Annotated in this window: 16 protein-coding genes; 10 read left to right on the top strand and 6 right to left on the bottom strand. The window is 43.8% G+C overall.

Annotated elements, in window-relative coordinates:
* Window positions 1-293: 293 nt before the first annotated feature.
* Together BLR43_RS04550 and BLR43_RS04545 are read left to right on the top strand one after the other, a co-directional pair.
* Entirely contained in the window at window positions 294-1,235 is a 942-nt protein-coding gene (locus BLR43_RS04550) for a transaldolase (protein WP_093069140.1), read from the top strand.
* 105 nt (window positions 1,236-1,340) lie between these two features.
* On the top strand, window positions 1,341-1,793 hold the full coding sequence (locus BLR43_RS04545) for a surface-adhesin E family protein (RefSeq protein WP_093069139.1): 453 nt from the start codon (window positions 1,341-1,343) through the stop codon (window positions 1,791-1,793).
* A gap of 86 nt (window positions 1,794-1,879) precedes the next feature.
* On the opposite strand, the gene BLR43_RS04540 is transcribed toward BLR43_RS04545, so the two are convergent.
* Complete coding sequence (locus BLR43_RS04540) at window positions 1,880-2,446, bottom strand: adenine phosphoribosyltransferase (RefSeq protein ID WP_083328800.1); 567 nt, start codon at window positions 2,444-2,446, stop codon at window positions 1,880-1,882.
* Window positions 2,447-2,795: 349 nt separating this feature from the next.
* On the opposite strand from BLR43_RS04540, the gene BLR43_RS04535 reads away from it, so the two are divergent.
* Window positions 2,796-2,960: a rubredoxin gene (locus BLR43_RS04535; RefSeq protein WP_057759803.1), complete on the top strand. Its 165-nt coding sequence runs from the start codon at window positions 2,796-2,798 to the stop codon at window positions 2,958-2,960.
* A gap of 27 nt (window positions 2,961-2,987) precedes the next feature.
* Window positions 2,988-4,037: an alpha/beta fold hydrolase gene (locus BLR43_RS04530; protein WP_093069138.1), complete on the top strand. Its 1,050-nt coding sequence runs from the start codon at window positions 2,988-2,990 to the stop codon at window positions 4,035-4,037.
* Window positions 4,038-4,148: 111 nt separating this feature from the next.
* Here the strand turns inward: BLR43_RS04530 and BLR43_RS04525 are convergent, their stop codons facing one another.
* Complete coding sequence (locus tag BLR43_RS04525; RefSeq protein WP_227674308.1) at window positions 4,149-5,159, bottom strand: WG repeat-containing protein; 1,011 nt, start codon at window positions 5,157-5,159, stop codon at window positions 4,149-4,151.
* Window positions 5,160-5,535: 376 nt separating this feature from the next.
* On the opposite strand from BLR43_RS04525, the gene BLR43_RS04520 reads away from it, so the two are divergent.
* The gene (locus BLR43_RS04520) at window positions 5,536-6,468 is read left to right on the top strand and encodes a DMT family transporter (protein ID WP_093069131.1); all 933 of its coding nucleotides are present in this window, start codon (window positions 5,536-5,538) and stop codon (window positions 6,466-6,468) included.
* A 155-nt stretch (window positions 6,469-6,623) separates the two neighbouring features.
* Here BLR43_RS04520 and BLR43_RS04515 read toward each other — a convergent pair whose 3' ends face one another.
* Window positions 6,624-8,072: a solute carrier family 23 protein gene (locus BLR43_RS04515; RefSeq protein WP_093069130.1), complete on the bottom strand. Its 1,449-nt coding sequence runs from the start codon at window positions 8,070-8,072 to the stop codon at window positions 6,624-6,626.
* A 548-nt stretch (window positions 8,073-8,620) separates the two neighbouring features.
* Between BLR43_RS04515 and BLR43_RS04510 the strand changes: the two genes are divergently transcribed.
* Entirely contained in the window at window positions 8,621-10,054 is a 1,434-nt protein-coding gene (locus BLR43_RS04510; protein WP_093069127.1) for an L-serine ammonia-lyase, read from the top strand.
* Between the two features lie 119 nt (window positions 10,055-10,173).
* On the opposite strand, the gene BLR43_RS04505 is transcribed toward BLR43_RS04510, so the two are convergent.
* From BLR43_RS04505 to xthA, 3 genes are all read right to left on the bottom strand, one after another.
* Window positions 10,174-10,572 carry a DUF4377 domain-containing protein gene (locus BLR43_RS04505; RefSeq protein ID WP_058024290.1) on the bottom strand — a complete coding sequence of 133 codons (399 nt, stop codon included), beginning with the start codon at window positions 10,570-10,572 and terminating at the stop codon, window positions 10,174-10,176.
* 396 nt (window positions 10,573-10,968) lie between these two features.
* On the bottom strand, window positions 10,969-12,192 hold the full coding sequence (gene argJ / locus BLR43_RS04500; RefSeq protein ID WP_093069124.1) for a bifunctional glutamate N-acetyltransferase/amino-acid acetyltransferase ArgJ: 1,224 nt from the start codon (window positions 12,190-12,192) through the stop codon (window positions 10,969-10,971).
* 173 nt (window positions 12,193-12,365) lie between these two features.
* Window positions 12,366-13,190, bottom strand: coding sequence for an exodeoxyribonuclease III (gene xthA, locus BLR43_RS04495; RefSeq protein WP_093069123.1), 825 nt, complete (start codon window positions 13,188-13,190; stop codon window positions 12,366-12,368).
* 314 nt (window positions 13,191-13,504) lie between these two features.
* Here xthA and BLR43_RS04490 point away from each other — a divergent pair, with 314 nt between their 5' ends.
* The 4 genes from BLR43_RS04490 (at window position 13,505) to BLR43_RS04475 (ending at window position 18,082) form a co-directional block, all read left to right on the top strand.
* Complete coding sequence (locus BLR43_RS04490; RefSeq protein WP_093069112.1) at window positions 13,505-14,092, top strand: hotdog family protein; 588 nt, start codon at window positions 13,505-13,507, stop codon at window positions 14,090-14,092.
* 6 nt (window positions 14,093-14,098) lie between these two features.
* Window positions 14,099-14,935, top strand: coding sequence for an ABC transporter ATP-binding protein (locus BLR43_RS04485; RefSeq protein ID WP_093069109.1), 837 nt, complete (start codon window positions 14,099-14,101; stop codon window positions 14,933-14,935).
* 103 nt (window positions 14,936-15,038) lie between these two features.
* Window positions 15,039-15,815: an ABC transporter permease gene (locus BLR43_RS04480; RefSeq protein WP_227674309.1), complete on the top strand. Its 777-nt coding sequence runs from the start codon at window positions 15,039-15,041 to the stop codon at window positions 15,813-15,815.
* A 569-nt stretch (window positions 15,816-16,384) separates the two neighbouring features.
* Entirely contained in the window at window positions 16,385-18,082 is a 1,698-nt protein-coding gene (locus tag BLR43_RS04475; protein WP_093069107.1) for an AMP-binding protein, read from the top strand.
* The last annotated feature ends 213 nt before the right edge of the window (window positions 18,083-18,295 follow it).

Raw genomic sequence — 18,295 nt, 5'->3', positions numbered from 1 at the left:
AATATCGCACGTCATTGGCGTTCTCTGGTATTACTGCTATATTGGTCGCCAAGTACAGCAGACAGTAGATGACCGGCTCTACTATAGCAAAAACTCAGGTCAGTGCCCATTCGTAAATAGTGATAAGCCAGCAAATTATTATTAATATTATCACAGTTAAGTGATATGACAGTGGCACATAGCACAACTATGAGCAAACACACGTAGAAAACTGTGTTACAGTTTCCATTCAGCTCCCTACCCTGCGATATATAAGAGGAGCACCCTATCATTAATAAGAAAAAGGATATCTGATGAGCGCATTACAACAGTTACGTACTATGACGACCATTGTCGCTGATACTGGCGACCTTGCTGCTATTGCCCGACTAAAACCTATCGATGCGACCACCAATCCAAGCCTCATCACCAAAGCCCTCATTCATCCTGATAACCAAGGTATGCTATCAGAAACAATGAGCCGCCATAATGGCGATGTCGATGCAGTGATTGACGCCCTGACCATTCAAGTTGGTTGTGATATTTTGGCGCTTATTGAAGGGCGCGTTTCTACCGAAGTCGATGCGCGTTTGTCTTATGATACTGGGGCGACGATCGATAAGGCCCTTGAGTTTATGGACGCTTATCAAAAAGCTGGTATCGACTCAGAGCGAGTATTGATCAAAATGGCAGCAACTTGGCAGGGCATTGAAGCGGCGCGTTATCTTGAAACTCAAGGCATCCACTGCAATTTGACCCTACTATTTGGTCAGCATCAAGCAATCGCCTGCGCAGATGCGGGCGTGACGCTCATCTCTCCTTTTGTAGGGCGTATTTTAGATTGGCAAAAACGTCAACAAAACCGCCAAAATGTACCAGCTTCTGAGGATATGGGCGTACAATCTGTCAAACTTATTTACCAATACTACAAGCAGCATGGCTATCATACGCAAGTCATGGGGGCGAGTTTCCGCTCAACTGAGCAGATATTGGCACTTGCAGGTTGCGATTTGTTGACCATTGCGCCCAACCTAATCGATGAGCTGGCAGCCATGGATATTGATGTGCCTCGTCAGTTATCGCCGAGCATGTCCATGGACATGCAAGCGATGAGCCAAGTGAGCTTGACGCATGAAGAGTTCAGCGCGGCCTATCAGCAAGACACAGTCACACAAGACCTATTACCAAAAGGTATTGATGGTTTTATTGGGGCACGTGATGAGCTGGCGAAGACGTTAGCGGCTCTGCGCGGGTAATAAAGTAGACACAGCCAATACTCATAACGCACAAAAGATATTTGCCTGCCCACAGTAAGTTGGCTATCATGAGCGACTTCAGATAACAAGAAGCAAGGCTTAAGTATGAAACGGCTATCAATGTTATTGGCAGGCAGTGTTTTAATGACCAGCACCCATGCGGTCAATTGGGTCGAGGTGACCGAGAGCGACTCTGGATCGACGTTTAGCTTAGATGTAGACTCTATCGAACACTCTGACATCAACATCATAGACGAAAAAGACGTCGAAAATATCACTGTCTCTTTGCTAAGAACCTATCCTACGCAAAAAGATAAGAGCACAGTGAAAGAAAAACCCATCCATCATAGCGATCAGCAATTACTGATTTCTTGTAAAGATTTCAGTTACTATAAAAGAGCTTACGTCGATTATAGTGCTGATAATAAAGTCATTAAGTCGTGGCAATCAGAAAAGCCTATACTGACCACCAAAGACTTTAAGATCACCACACCAAAGACGGTTGGTCGCACGCTGATCGAGTACGCCTGTAAAAGCTATGAGCAAAACAAATCATAATATCATTAGACTCACCACAAAAAAAGCGCCCTGATGATTTTCAGGGCGCTTTTTTATACTCTATAAACTCTCTTGAACAATCAAACTTACGCCTTTAATACCGTATAGACAGGTACTGGGAACTCGCCATGTAGCTCAACCAAATCTAATAAAACTAATGCGCCGACCACCGTATGATCGGCTGACTGGCATAACTCATAAGCGGTCGTCAATGTGCCTCCAGTCGCCAAGATATCATCGACCAGTAATACACGTTCAGGTGGCAAATTATTTTGCATCTCAAGCGTGTCTTTGCCATACTCAAGCGCATATGCTTTATTAGCGACAGGTGGTGGCAGTTTACCTGGTTTGCGGAGCAAGATCATACCCTTACCCAATCTTCCTGCCAGCATACTGGCAAATACAAATCCACGTGCTTCAACAGCCCCTAAGCAATCCACCTCATCCATCAGTCCCTCTGGCAACGCGGCAAGCAGCGCATCAATGACAGCATCAATATGACTGCGCAGTAACGGGGTAATATCATAAAAATCAATGCCGACTTTTGGAAAGTCTGGTACTGTGCGAATAATCTGCCAAAACGGATGGTCTGTATTGAGCATTGGAGTCGTCTCATTTTCGGTAGTGGCAGATGTGGCGGCGTTAATACTCATGAAAACCCTTAGCTTGTATATGTTATATGGCTTGGACAATAGTTAGACACTGATAGATCAGCAGGCAATTATGGCTGACAGTGTCAATTTAGCGGCCGTTATTATAGCATGATTGGCTTTTTCGTGGCGGCTTATAGCCCAAGATCGTACTTCGCTTCGGTACAATGGTACAGATGATGGACTTGATAAAAGCCAATTTCATCTCAATATACAAGTGTAAACTTAACTATGAAAATAACGGTTATATGCTAAACTACGTGCGCTTTTACCGTCTAATATAATGACTGTAATACGAAATATAAGCGTTTATGGCGCACTGTGACACTGGTAATGATCGATAGGACTATTTATGAAACGTTATGAATGTATTGTCTGCGGCTGGATCTATGACGAAGCGCTTGGCTGCCCTGAAGAAGGTATTGCCCCTGGCACCAAATGGGAAGACATCCCTGATGACTGGACCTGCCCTGAGTGCGGTGTCGGCAAGCTTGATTTTGAGATGCTTGAGCTGTAGTAGATGACCCTCTAATTAGGACACTTCATGACAACATCAAATGACATTAATAGTGCCAAATTGCCGGAAACGTCAGATACCAGTTTAGACAATACTCTAGACTTTTACCCTACTCCTGAATGGCAACGGTTTGGGGAACATCAGTGGCGCGACTCCGATCTTAGCCAACACCTTCATCAAGCGATGATTGATATTGGTGATGGTATAGAGTTGTGTGTCGAAGCAGGTGGCAACCCTAATAATCCGCCCCTACTGATGATCATGGGACTGGGTTCGCAAATGATATTTTGGCCAGACAATTTTATTAAGCGCTTTATTGATGCTGGTTTTTTTGTGATCCGTTTTGACAATCGTGATATTGGCCTGTCTTCTAAAGTACAGATCGAGGGCCTACCGCGTATCAACCAGCTCAAAATGATGGTACGCCTACAAACGGGTTTATCGAACAAAAGAACTCAGGTGGCTTATAACTTGACTGACATGGCAGAAGACACCGCCCGTTTGATCAAGGCGCTAAAGCTTGGCAAAACGCATCTGCTTGGTGCCTCTATGGGCGGGATGATTGCTCAAATTGTGGCGGCACGTTATCCAAGCTTGGTACAGCGTATGGCGCTTATGTTTACCACGACCAATCGAGCATTTTTAAAACCGCCAAGACCTAAGCAGCTATACACCCTTATCAATCGTCCAGAGAGCCACTCTGAGCGTGATATCGTACGCCATAGTGTCTGGTTTATGAAAACGGTTGGCACACCAGGTCACGTCAATGTGCGCATGGTACGTGAAATTGCCAAAATCCGCTATCAACGCAATTTTCACCCCCTCGGTACGGTGCAGCAGCTCAATGCTATCTTGGCATCAGGCTCTATCAGCCGCTTTAGTAAGCAAGTCAAAGCACCAACGATTGTCTTACATGGTAGCGCTGACGGACTGCTACCGGCGTCACAAGGTCGAGTGGTGGCAAAAACCATTCCTAATGCCAAGTTTCATTTAATCGAAGGTATGGCGCATGATATTCCAGAATATTATCAGCCTTATATGGTCGATTTGATTAGCAATCATTTGTTAGAAAAATAGCTATTCGCCTATAGTAACACTAGCCATAAAAAAGAGTGTAAACCCTATCGATAACGAATAGGGTTTACACTCTTTTTCGTTGTATACCAATTATAGATTATGGATATAACGCTAATCGCAGCTGACACCTGTGCCTTCTTTATTGATGCACATTTTATTGCCGTTTTTTAAATTGCCGATCCATGCCTTACCACCTGTAAATACAAATGAGGGTTGACCCTTATAATTATCATCAGTTAATACCCCATCACTAGTGAAGCGAAAAGGAATCACTAGCTCACCGCCCAGATTAACAAAGCCCCACTCCTCTCCGATACGAACGCCCGCTAATCCTTCAGAGAATGGACGGACTTCATCGAACGAATAGGTAATCATCGTGACGTCGTTGTCGTCAACGAAGCCCCATTTTCCATCTTGCTGACGTGATTGTAATGTCGTAAAACGTGTAGGTGCAGGTTGTCTTGATTGTGATGACGTATTGTTAGTAGAAGCTGTGGATTTTTTAACCGACTGACTATTATCCTGAGCATTTGGATCACGCGTTGCATTACCATTTTTATCTAACCAACTTATCACACTGTTTTTACGGACGCGCGCCCTCCCATTACGATAATCATCGATCTCGTCAATCGATGCTGAAAACGAGACAACCGTGCTGTTGGAGGTATTGATAACACCGTAGTTACCATCTTTTTTTACGACGATACGTCCTTCAGATACTGGACGCGCCCACCCTTGATTTCCTGTGAGCATATCGTACATTGCAGGCACGACTTCGCGTCCCTGCATATTGAGATAACCGACCCGACTGTTGCGCAATACAGGTAGTAGCCCGCCCGATATCTTGTCGGCATCGACTTTCTGATAGCGTGATAAATCAACGACCCTTTTACCTTTGCTGTCAATCAGAGCGACTGGCGCACCAAAATCTTTGATTGCTAAAAAATAGCCGCTAGTAGATGTACAAGAGACATTTTTATAGTAGCTTTTGGGGAGCTTGCAACTGGCCGCTTGGGCGCTAGGCATTAAAAAAAATGCACTAGAGACGATACCTATCGCAAAGCTAAATTGCGATATTTTTAGAGGCAAACAAGAGGTCACATTTGGTTGTATTTTTGACATAAAATGTCGAAGCATAAGCAAACCTAGGCAAATAATATTGTTTGATATAGCGAATCATGACTGGTGATTTTATGAGTACTAGACTAACAAATTGCAATATCAGAGCCAATATCATTCCTGTAAGGATGTGACTCGATTATATAAGCGCTGTTGTACAAGCATTATCGTGTGAGTAAGGTCACAAGATGGTTCTACTGCCTACGAGACTTTTTCGTACTATTTGGTTTAATAAATTATCTACAGCAACGATCTATCTAATAACCAGAATAAATTTTGGTTTTGCCATTTTATTTTTTGCTTAAAACCACGACAATAGGGCTTTGGCTAACCCTCACATTGGTCTAGGACCATAAAAATAATAATATAAGGACGTTTTATGGCGACTGCTTCTTCACGCGCTGCCCCTATTAGCCTAGTTATCGGTTGTATTATCTTCGGGCTGGGCAGTCTGATTGTCGCTCACGTCGATATCGGTGGCTGGGCGATGTCATTTTGGCGACTGGCCATTTCAGGTATTGTCTTTACGATTTTAGCCAAGGTGATGCGCCAACAGATGCCACAATCAAAACGTGCTATTTTTTATGGTTTATTGTCAGGTGCATTTTTAGGATTAGACTTGGCGCTTTGGCACGAGAGTATTTATGCTGTGGGTCCTGGTATTTCAACTCTGCTCAATAGTTTACAAATCTTTTTCTTGGCAGCGATTGGATTTTTATATTTTAATGAGCGCCAATCGATTGTGCAGGTCATCAGTTTATTTTTAGCGATGCTGGGCGTTGCAATGATAGGCAGCCCTGAATTTGCACACAATACCGCTGCTACTTGGGGGTTTGTCACAGGCATCGTATCGGGCGCGATGCTGGCAGCTTCCATGACTTTTATTCGAAAGACACATGATACCGAACCGACACCGATATTTATGCTGATGCAATTGATTAGCATAGGCGGTGTCTTAGCCATGATTGTGCCTATGTTTATATTCGATACAGGTCATATCTTGCCCAACACATGGTCGGAGATTGGTTGGGTGCTTATCTACGGCACAGTGATGCAGTGTTTGGCATGGGGTCTGATTGCTTATTCTATTCCTAAGTTGTCTCTGGCACTGACTGGTTTGTTACTATTAACTGAGCCTATTGCAGCACTTGTCATTGATTATAGCTGGCTGGACAAACCTATCAACAGCTTACAATGGGGCGGCGCGTTATTGACCATGCTTGCAATCTACTTAGGCTCCTTAAAACCAAAACCACGCGCCCTACGCCGCTATCGATTTTTTTCAAGGTTTTATATGCGAGACTATAAGTAATTAAGTAGTATTGATACGATTGTCTCACGCAGACATTTAATAAAAAGCGCCCATACTATTCATAGCATGGGCGCTTTTTGTTGACGCTGTAAATACACTGATAAAGCCTTTTTAACTTGTCTCAATATTTAAGACTCAAACAACTGACAGATTGATTATTTGGCCAACGATGAAGGCACGGTTTTGGTCTCGCCACTTTGGTTAAATAAGGCATTTAGCAAGATAGCAGCCAACGTAGCGGTACCAATACCACCCAAATCAAAACCACCTAAGTGCAAGCTAAAGTTACCTGTACCCATGATTACGGTCACTGCCGCGATGATCAGATTGCTGTTTTTACTAAAATCAATGTGGCTGTCGATCCAGATTTTTATCCCAGCGATCGTGATCAGACCGAAAACGACGATAGAAGCGCCGCCCAATAAAGCCGCTGGTATCGTTTGGATAATGGCACCAAATTTTGGTGATAACCCTAATATAATAGCGACCACACCTGCGACGACAAATATCGTTGTGCTATATACTTTGGTGACCGCCATCACCCCGATGTTTTCAGCATAGGTAGTCACACCTGTACCGCCAAATCCTGCTGAGAAAGTCGTTGCCAAGCCATCGGCAAAAAATGCTCGGCCCATATAAGGGGTCACGCGAGACTTGGTCATACCTTCCACTGCCTTAAAGTGACCTAAGTTTTCAGCGACCAAAATAAAGGCGACAGGCGCAATGAGAATAATAGCGCTCATCTCAAAGCGTGGGGTATGAATGCTGGGCAGACCAAACCATGCAGCCGCAGCGACTGCGCTAAAATCAATTGCCGTCCCAAAACCTAGGATATTGGTCAACACAAAATAAGCGATGTATGATAATACCAAACCCACGAGTAGCAGCAAACGACGTAACATGCCACGGGTAAATACCGCCACTCCACTGATGAGTAGTACGGTCAACGTAGCCATCCAAGCATCAAATTGGTTGGCAGAAACCCCTTGGATAGTAACTGGTGCCAAATTAAGACCAATAATCATGACAATAGCACCGGTGACGATAGGCGGCATCAAGCGCTCAATCCAGCCAGTGCCTGTTTTCATCACTAACAGGCCAATCAGCGCATAAATGATACCGCAGGCCATGATACCGCCTAGCGCGACATTCAAATTGGCATTGAACCCTGCCCCTGCATACGCAGTTACCGCAATCACTGGACCAATAAAAGCAAAGCTTGATCCCAAGTAGCTTGGCATACGCCCACCCGTGATCATAAAGAACATCACCGTACAGATACCAGACATCAAAATGGCTAAGTTAGGGTCAAATCCCATCAATAATGGCGCAAGGACGGTCGCACCAAACATGGCAAATGTATGTTGTATACCAAGTAATACACTCTTTGACGGTGGCAAATAATCATTGATACCCACTGGATCACGATCCAAATCACCTTTGTAAGGTCGCCATGTCGGAAACCAGCGACCATTTTCAAAATCTGGATTGTGCGGATAACTGATGGCTGCTGAATCAATACCTGCAGCTTCCAATGCATTGTGAGCTGACTGATTTTGAGCGCTGTTGTCTGAAGCTGGTGATGGGTCTTTTTGAGATGGCATGCGCGCTTGTCCTATGTGAGCTGAGGTAATAGGCTAAAATAATGGAAAAAGTAAAAACGGTGCGAAATTGGGGGGATAGTAGCGAACGCGATAGAAGTCGTAAACAATATAAATAAGCACTATCGTCTTCTATCGATAATATATCATCCCAATTCATTCATTTATGTTGTAATATGACAAACCAAAAGTATTATTTGGTATGATAGCCAGTTCTTGGCTGGTTGTATTGGATCACTATGTATAACCAAAGATGCTGTGTGATCAAAAGCACGTTTGCTCTTCTGCCAACCAGCCTATTTAATAGCGATATTAACTTACAGGATGTTACATAGTCGTTAACTCCGAGCATGATAGCGGAGTTTCAAAACAAATAAAAGTGATTATTCAGTCACCATCTGTACTCTTTAATAGCAATATTTTTATAGACGGTCGCTCACAAGTCTTCTGTAGTGGGCCTTGAGAGTGACGACTGCCTATTATATTTTCAATAAAAGCGCTCAAGGCAATTATCACAATTGTTCAAGCCTTTGAATTTTCGGTAACTCATTATGATTAGTATTTTTGATTTATTTAAAATCGGCATTGGTCCATCGAGCTCACATACAGTGGGACCAATGGTGGCAGCCAATTTATTTTTAGACTCATTGACCAAGCAAATGGAACTGACGGCTATCGCAAAGATTGAAATCGAGCTTTATGGCTCTTTGGCGGCGACAGGAAAAGGGCACGCAACAGATACTGCCATATTGTTAGGGTTACTTGGCCATACACCTAGCACCATCGATACACGTATGACCAGCAGCTATCTTTCTCCTATTTTTTCTGGCAAGACATTAAATGTGTCAGGTATTCACACGATTGCATTTGATACAGAGCAGGATATTTATTGGTACGACGATACTGTCCTGCCCTATCACCCTAACGCATTGACGCTTCGTGCTATATCGACTGACGGTATTCGTTATCAGCAGACCTACTATTCGATTGGTGGTGGTTTTGTCATCAATAAAGAAGATGCCACCGATCCAGATGAAGATCATGCCAGCCCAACGATCGATAGCGTTCCTTATCCTTTTAATAATGCAGCAGAACTACTAGAACAATGTCGTCAGTATGATTTGAGCATCAGCGAATTAGTACTGGCCAATGAATGCCACTTCCATGACAAAGAGACAGTGTTTGCCTACCTAGATAGTATTTGGGAGGTCATGCAAGATTGTGTTAAGCAAGGCTGTGAAAATGGCGGTATTTTGCCAGGTGGCTTGGATGTCAAACGCCGCGCACAAGATTTGCACAGGCAGCTGTCTGCGGAAAAAGACCAACCTATCACCAACAATGACAAATTGGCCGCCATGGACTGGGTAGACTTGTACGCGCTCGCCGTCAATGAAGAAAACGCCAATGGCGGCAAAGTTGTGACCGCACCCACCAATGGCGCAGCAGGTATTATTCCTGCAGTATTGCACTACTATCGTGATTTTTTACCTAACTATAGCCAAGATGGTGTCCGCAAGTTTTTATTGAACGCCACCGCTATCGGTAGCCTAATCAAGCAAAACGCTTCCATCTCTGGTGCTGAAGTCGGCTGCCAAGGCGAGGTTGGATCGGCATGTGCTATGGCAGGTTCTGCATTAGCAGAGATCATGAATGGGACACCAGCTAAATGCTTAAATGCGGCAGAAATCGGTATTGAGCATAATTTAGGTCTAACCTGCGACCCTATTGGTGGACTGGTGCAGGTGCCTTGCATCGAGCGCAATGCCATGGGGGCGGTCAAAGCTATCAACGCAGCACGTTTAGCCTGTAGAGGAAATGGCCAGCACTTCGTCTCTTTGGATAAGGCTATAGAAACTATGAAGCAGACAGGTGCTGATATGTCTGATAAATATAAAGAGACCGCTCGTGGTGGCCTAGCTGTCTATGCTGATAATAGAATTCCTACTGCGATGCGCGGCGTTAGTGTTAACTACAGTCAATGTTAATGCAATTGATAAATGTTACCTTTAACCACGCTATCTCATCATAGCAGCAGATATAGTATCAATAAAAAGGCCGCTATATATTAGCGGCCTTTTTATTAGTTGTATACTTGCAAGCTGTACTATTCAGCAGTTTTTGAAACGACTTCATTTAAAATCCAAACTGGTTTGACCACATTAGATCCTTCAGCAGTGACTGCTTCTTGGCGTACATCTAATACATAACGGTAGTTTGGCTCATAAGTGAAACCTTGAATGTTACCACTTAAAGTGGTGTAGTTTTTCTGATAAGTTTGGCGATACTGTAGGCACTGTGATTCAACCATCGTACCGTCTGTTGCAGTCAGGTCACAAACTGCTTTACGCGGTGCGATTTCTACTTCAAAACTTGGAATATTTACCACTTTGACGTTCATAGGCTGTCCTTCTACAACCATTGTACGTTCATTGTCCATGTCCATAGTAGAACAACCAGTAAGAGCAAAAGTTGTCATCAATGCTGCAAGTGCTAATCTTTTCATTATTCAATCCTCAGATAATTGGTAATAATTCTTCATTTTCTATCTAAATTTATTATTTTAAAAACTCTACTGCATTTCTTCATACAACAAAGCTTCTTTCTATCATGATGATATTTAGAGTCACGCTAATTGAAATCTCTAGCCAGCTTTACTAGCGATGTAGTGAATATCATCTGTTTACCCCAGCAAGTATAGGTCGCAATTCACCTTACTCTCTATGACTGCTTTGTAAAGTAACGTCAGCTTTTGCAACTGATGTTAATAAAGCGTATTGAATAGCAGAGTAATTTGATAACAGCTTAATATTAGACATAAAAAAGCCAGAGCAATAATCACTCTGGCTTTTTATAAATAGATTTAAAAAATCTGTCAAGATTGAAACTTTTAAGACCGTTTCTAACTGCGATAGTCAGCGTTTATTTTGACGTAGTCGTATGACAAATCGCAGGTATACACCGTATCGCTAGCATCACCACGAGCCAAATCAATGTGAATAGTAATCTCAGCGCGGCTCATGACTTTTTTACCTGCTTCTTCTGTATAGCTGGGCGCGACACCGCCATTTTGACAAATCATCACCTCATCTAAATACACATCAACTTGCTCGGTGTCTAGGTCGTCAATACCAGCATAACCGACTGCCGCCAAGATGCGCCCCCAGTTTGCATCACTCGCAAAGAACGCCGTTTTTACCAGCGGCGAATGCGCCACAGCATAAGCCACATCACAGCACTCTTGCGTGGTCTGCCCGCCAGTCACTTTAACCGTCATAAACTTGGTCGCCCCTTCACCATCACGCACGATAAGCTGCGCTAGGCGTACAAAGACGTCGCGCAGTGCATCAAAAACGGCCTGATAATGCGGATGCGCTGGACTATCAATCACCTCTGAGCTGGCAGCACCTGTCGCAATCAACACGCAGCAGTCGTTGGTCGATGTATCCCCATCAACGGTAATACGGTTAAACGACTGCTCATTGATAGCGCTGAGCATCTCTTGCAATAAGTCGGCCGCGATATTGGCATCGGTTGCGACATAACCCAGCATAGTCGCCATATTTGGACGTATCATGCCTGAGCCTTTTGACATGCCAGTGATATGATAGCTAGTACCTGCAACGTCGACTTTTTGGCTTGCAAGCTTAGGGACAGTATCTGTCGTTCGGATACCGTTAGCAGCAGCCAACCAGTTATCAGAGGCTAAGTTCGCTAACGCATCGTCTAAGCCTGCAATGACCGCGTCACTATTTAATGGCTCGCCAATCACGCCAGTAGAGAATGGCAATACTGTATTAGCCTCTACGCCAGCTTTTTTAGCCAAGGCAATACAGATTTCAGTAGCGCGGCGTTTACCATCAGCGCCCGTCCCTGCGTTTGCATTACCTGTATTGGTTACCAGATAACGCGGACTAGCCTTGGTAAAGTGCTCACGTAATATACGTACAGGCGCGGCGCAAAATGTATTTTTGGTCGTGACAACTGCGGTCGTGGCATGTTCAGCGATTTCAATCACGACCAAATCATCACGATTTTTGTAGCGTACGCCCGCGGCAGTTGCGCTCAGCTTAATGCCATCAATGGGATAAATAATATCAGGTACTGCTACGTTTCCAACAGACATAGTAAAATCCTTATTTTTCAATTTTTATCGTTGTTTTTAGGTGATGCAATAAACACTATAATTGATCCAATTTAAAGGTGGTACAAGGCAACCGAGTGCAGATGTATCTGTCATACTTCAAGCAAGGTTAACGCCGTAACGCCTTTATAGTGGATTGACTATATATCTGAATATTACGGTTTTTTTAGATCGAATGCTGACCAAATGGGTGCATGGTCAGAGGGTTTTTCCATAGCGCGTAGCTCATAGCTGATGCCAGCACCAATGCATTCACTAACGAGGTCTGAGGTGCATAAAATATGATCGATACGTAAACCGCGCTTGGGTTCATCATTAAAGCCGCGGCTGCGATAATCGAACCAACTATATAACTCTGTACTCTCTGGATAATGCAAACGGTACGTATCGGTCAACTCACGCGACATTAATGCTGAGTACCATTCGCGTTCCTCTGGCAAAAATGAGGTTTTTCTATTTTTTAACCAGCGCTTTGCATTGACCTCACCGATACCGATATCGATGTCCTCTGGTGCAATATTCATATCACCCATGACAATGATCGAACGACCTTCTGCCTTTAGTGCATCAATATAAGCCATTAAATCTGCATAATAAGCACGCTTCATCGGAAATTTGATCGGATGGTCTTGGCTCTCTCCTTGTGGAAAATAACCATTGAGCACATCTACTTCACGCCCTTCAAGCTCATAGCGTGCATGTATAAAACGCTTTTGTGCTTCTTCGTCATCACCAGGAAAGCCTTTTTGTACAAATATAGGCGCAACTTTTGACAGTAGTGCCACGCCATAATGTCCTTTTTGCCCGAAATACTCTACGTGATATCCTAGAGCTTTTATGTCATCAAGTGGAAATTGATCGTCATGGACTTTGGTCTCTTGTAGACCCATGACATCAGGATCGATTACTTCGCGCACTGCCTCAAGCTGATGCTGGCGAGCGCGGATACCATTGATATTAAAACTGACAAAACGGGTCATAAACTGTCCTATACTGATTGATTAAAATACGATGCTGATATAGATGTATACGATGCAAATGCCTATGATAACAGACCTAGGCTGCCCTAGCTGTTGCATGGCCTTATATCTTGAGCTAGAGTAGCGCTTATTATAAATATAATAGACTTCTTGCATAAGTCATCGTCAGCCCTTGTAACTCCGTCAGTGGAAGTCAATGAACTGGTACTTTTGCAAGAGATCTAATAGAGACTATTTCTTGTCGGGTTTCTTATTTGCCCACATATATAAATTACGTTCGCTAAACAACCTTTATCAAAAATACTGAGCCCGTTATGACGACAACTGAGCATAAAAATACAAATACAGCCGTAAATAACGACATTGAACCACTATTTGCTAAAGATTATAACGTCTACATCAACCATACGGATGCAGGTGGCATCGTTTATCATGCCAACCATCTGGTGTTTTTTGAGAACTGCCGCCGCGATTGGTTTACCAAGCTGGGTCTAAACGGTTATTTTTTGCAAACTGATGATGGCGACATACAGCATTTTGTCGTGAGTCAGGCGGATTTACAATACAAGAGAGCCATTCTCTTAGATGAAGTCATCTCTGTACGTATCGATAAAGTAGAGCTAAAGCCTGCTAGCATCATATTTTATCAAAGCATTCGCCGTAGCACATCAGATAATAGCGCTACAGACAAAACCACTAGCCAGATATTAAGTAGCACTAAAATCGTCATTGCTTGTGTACAAAACCTCGTTAAGCCAGAACCAATGGCTAATAACGAAACAAATAACGCTCAACCTGACAACGCAGTAAATACCACACCCATGCGACCTATCCGTGTACCAAAAGAGCTACGCGATGCCATTGAGCAGGCGATTAGTGAGCAAACGAACGAGCGACTGTAGAACGCTATGCGCATTGATCCTGATAGAACTTTGCTTGAATTTAATAATCTCTGGGTGCATGGCAGGCCGGTAGTCGGTAGCGATAATCCTAAGCATAGTAGTGGTGAACAGACAAAAACCTTTGTACCGCATAAACTCTATCAAAGGTGGTTAAATAAGCGACAAAAAAATGCGCTATCTGATGGACTATCGCCTCATAGCCGCATATTGATAAACGGTGCGAGTGGTAAGCTACTAACAGGTCAAATCACCGTGTTGACAGGGGCTTCTGGTAGTGGCAAATCTGTCCTCTTGCGGGTGCTGGCAGGATTGTTGCCGATGAGCACTGGTGATATTCATTTGCGTAGTGATGCCACACCACATCAGCGAGATGAAAGCATTCACACCACATCGCCAATTACTTGGCGCAAGCAAGTGGCGCTGCTTGCTCAACAGCCACAGCTGTTAGAGGGCAATGTCCTTGATAATTTAAAGATGCCTTATGCTTTAGACGCGCATCAGACCCAAAGTTTTGATATAAACTGGCATTTGACCCAACTTGCGTCTTTGAATAAAAATGCAGACTTTTTGCAACAAGAGGCCAACCACTTATCGGGTGGTGAGCGTCAGCTGGTCAATACCTTACGCCTACTACAACTCAATCCGCGAGTACTATTACTAGATGAGCCAACCGCCGCGCTAGATATCGACACCTCAGCGCAGTTGGTCAGCTTGCTGATGAGATGGTTGCAGGCCAACAGGCAGCGCTCGTTATTATGGGTAACTCACGATACCAAAGAGATTATGTCATTGGCCAGTAGACATTGGCATATGCAAGCAGGTGTACTAACCGAAGCGCCCTAGGGCACGATATGATGCTCAAAAACTTGCTCGAAACCTTCATTACATCGTGCTCATGACATTACTGCCTTCCTTTATAATGAGCCCCATCAACGGTATGAATCATATGCAAGTATTTTTAACTTACAGTGATATTGCGCTTGCCAGTTGTATGATTATCATCGTATTACTCATCTCATGGCAACTGCGCTTAAAACTGACAAAAACGCTGTTGATAGCTGCTATTCGCACCATTGTGCAGCTTAGCTTTATCGGTCTGATACTGGCATGGATTTTTGCCCGTGAGCAGTGGTATGAAGTGTTGCTGATTTTGACCATTATGACCCTGATTGCAGGGAGTGCTGCCAAAAATCGTGTCAAACGCAGCTATAAAGGGTTGCTAACCGATACGCTAATAGCCGTCGGCACCTCAGCGACACTGGTCACTGCAATAGCGATGATCGTTATCCTAAGAGTACAGCCTTGGTATACGCCGCAATTCATTATTCCTATACTGGGGCTGATATTAGGCAATTCTTTGACTGCCATCTCATTAACGAGCAATCAGTTGATCGAAGCTTTTCATGAGCAGCAAGGGCGTATCGAGATGATGCTGAGTCTTTCTGCTCGACCATTTGAGGCCGTCCATGAGCAGATTCGTGCCGCAATCACAAATGGCATGACCCCAACGCTCAACTCTATGCTAGTCGTCGGTATTGTCAGCTTGCCCGGTATGATGACGGGGCAAATATTGGCTGGTGCCGACCCCACACAAGCGGTCCGCTATCAAATAATCACGATGTTTTTGATCTGTGTGAGTAGCACACTTGGCTGTACCATCAGCGCGCTGCTCATTTATCGACGCTTTTTTAATAAAAACAAGCAGTTTGTTCTGCCTCATTGATGCCATTTTCTCTTTGCATGATATTCATCTTATTGACCATCAAACGTTGCCAGCTTAGTGACTTGCACCATGAATGAGTCATATCCATTTTAATACTTACGCAATCACTTCTCTGTTTTATCAATAAACCCTTCTACCCTATTGACACGTTTGACTCACTCAAAAACTTATCTTGCGGTAGCAAATTTCTTATACATCATATACCTGCTGTAGTGTTCAGCTTCATCTATGTACTGCTCAGTCTTGCTTTCTATTATTGTCTTCAACATTATTCATGCTACTGTATTGCTTAAATGTATCGTTTTTTTGATACCGTAGTTGCAAAAACCAGATAATATCTACTTGAAATACAGGTTATTTCTGTCATCGGATTATCTAATTGTTTGATTCATTTAACTCACCCATCAGTAGTTAATTAGATTGAACAACGGCAACAACAGCAAGCAGACATGGACGTTACTGCATCCAATAGCGGGTTAATCACATTAATGCTGATTTGTGATATTGGCATGCATATGACTGCTTTCTTAAAAAACATTCACCTATATCAAACTGCAAGGACGCTGACTATGATGCCGAACAAACCTTGGCTTGCCAATTATCCCGATGGTGTACCTAAGACTATCAACCCTGATAGATATAGCAGCATAATGGAGCTGTACGAGGAATGCTTTGACCGCTTTCGTATGCACCCTATGAGTATCTGTATGGGTGTGACTCATACTTATCATGATGTGGATAAAGCCTCGTTGGCCGTCGCCGCATGGCTACAATCTCAGGGACTACCACAAGGCAGTGTGGTGGCACTGATGATGCCAAACGTGCCGCAATATCTGCCCACGATGATTGGTATCTTGCGGGCAGGCTATGTATGCACCCCAGTCAATCCACTCTATACAGGCCGCGAGCTGCGTCATCAGCTCAACGACTCAGGCGCACAAATTATCTTTGTGGTAGACAACTTTGCCCAAGCGCTCGAGCAGGTCATCGGCGAGACCAAAATCAAACGTATTGTCTTATCAAAAATGGGTGATATGATGGGGCTCAAAGGCATCTTGGTCAATACCATCATTCGCCAAGTCAAACGTCTGGTCCCCAAATACAAGCTCAACGACCCAAAGTATCAAGTCACCAAACTCCCTGATGTGCTCAAAAAAGGCAAAAACCTTCCCTTTCAAAAGCCAAAAATGTCACTTGATCAAAAGGCGTTTTTGCAATATACCGGCGGCACGACAGGATTATCAAAGGGTGCCATCTTGTCGCAGCGTAATATCGTGGCGGCGGCGATGCAATCAGAGGCTTGGACCCGCCCTATCACCTCTGAGATCAATGAGGTATATATCAATATGGTCATGGCGCTACCGCTGTATCATATCTTTGCCTTTATGCTCAGCTTGCTCGGCATGCGCTCAGGTTATACCTTTATTTTGATACCCAACCCGCGCGATATACCAGGGTTTATCAAAACCTTATCAAAACAGCCTTTCCATATTTTTCCAGCGGTCAATACGCTGTTTAAAGGCTTGCTAGATCATCCAGACTTTAAACACCTAGATTTTAGCTCGCTACGTATCTCGCAGGCAGGTGGTATGGCGGCGACCGAACAAACCGCCACTCGCTGGCTTGAGACCACTGGCTGTGCGATGATCGAAGGTTGGGGGATGACCGAAGGCGTGGCGGTCGGTACGGCCAACGTCATCACAGATCGTAAGTTTAACGGAACAATTGGTGTGCCTGTCCCTAGCGTCGATGCCATTGTGATTGATGATGAGGGCAAGCGCGTCGGTGTAAACCAAGCAGGCGAGCTGTGTATCAAAGGCCCTAACGTCACCTCAGGTTATTTAAACAGAGACAGCAGTGATGACTTTACCAGCGATGGTTACTTCCGTACTGGTGATATCGTTAGTATGGATGAAAAAGGCTATTTTAGACTGTTGGACCGTAAAAAAGACATGATTTTGGTCTCTGGTTTTAACGTCTTTCCTAATGAGATTGAGTCTGTCATGCTTGACTGCGACGGTATCGTTGATTGTGCGGTCATTGGTATTCCTGATGAGCGCCAAGGCGAGGCAGTCAAAATCTATGTGGTGCCTGCGGACAACAATGTCACCAAAGAAGCTATCAAAGAATTTGCGTTGGACAACTTAACGGGTTATAAATGTCCGCGCTATATTGAATTTGTGAGTGATCTGCCAAAGAGTAATGTTGGTAAAGTATTACGTCAAAAACTGCGTGAGAAACATCATGCAGACCACCCTCAACAATAAGTAACTTCTCTTGAAAAAAGCGCCCTATATCAATAATAAGGCGCTTTTTTGTTGCGCCTATTTGCTTTGAATGTCTCATTGAAAGCTAAATGTATCGAGCACAAATTTTTATCTACTCTGATCAATTCTGTATACCCTTTACTCTCCAACATATATTTTTTCCTATATCAAACCCAAATATAAACTACCAAGTTCTCGTATGCATGTAACGAG

Source organism: Psychrobacter pacificensis (genome assembly GCF_900101915.1).
GTDB classification, from domain to species: domain Bacteria; phylum Pseudomonadota; class Gammaproteobacteria; order Pseudomonadales; family Moraxellaceae; genus Psychrobacter; species Psychrobacter pacificensis.
Note: the sequence above shows the minus strand (reverse complement) of the source record. Positions and strands in the feature narration are given on the sequence as shown.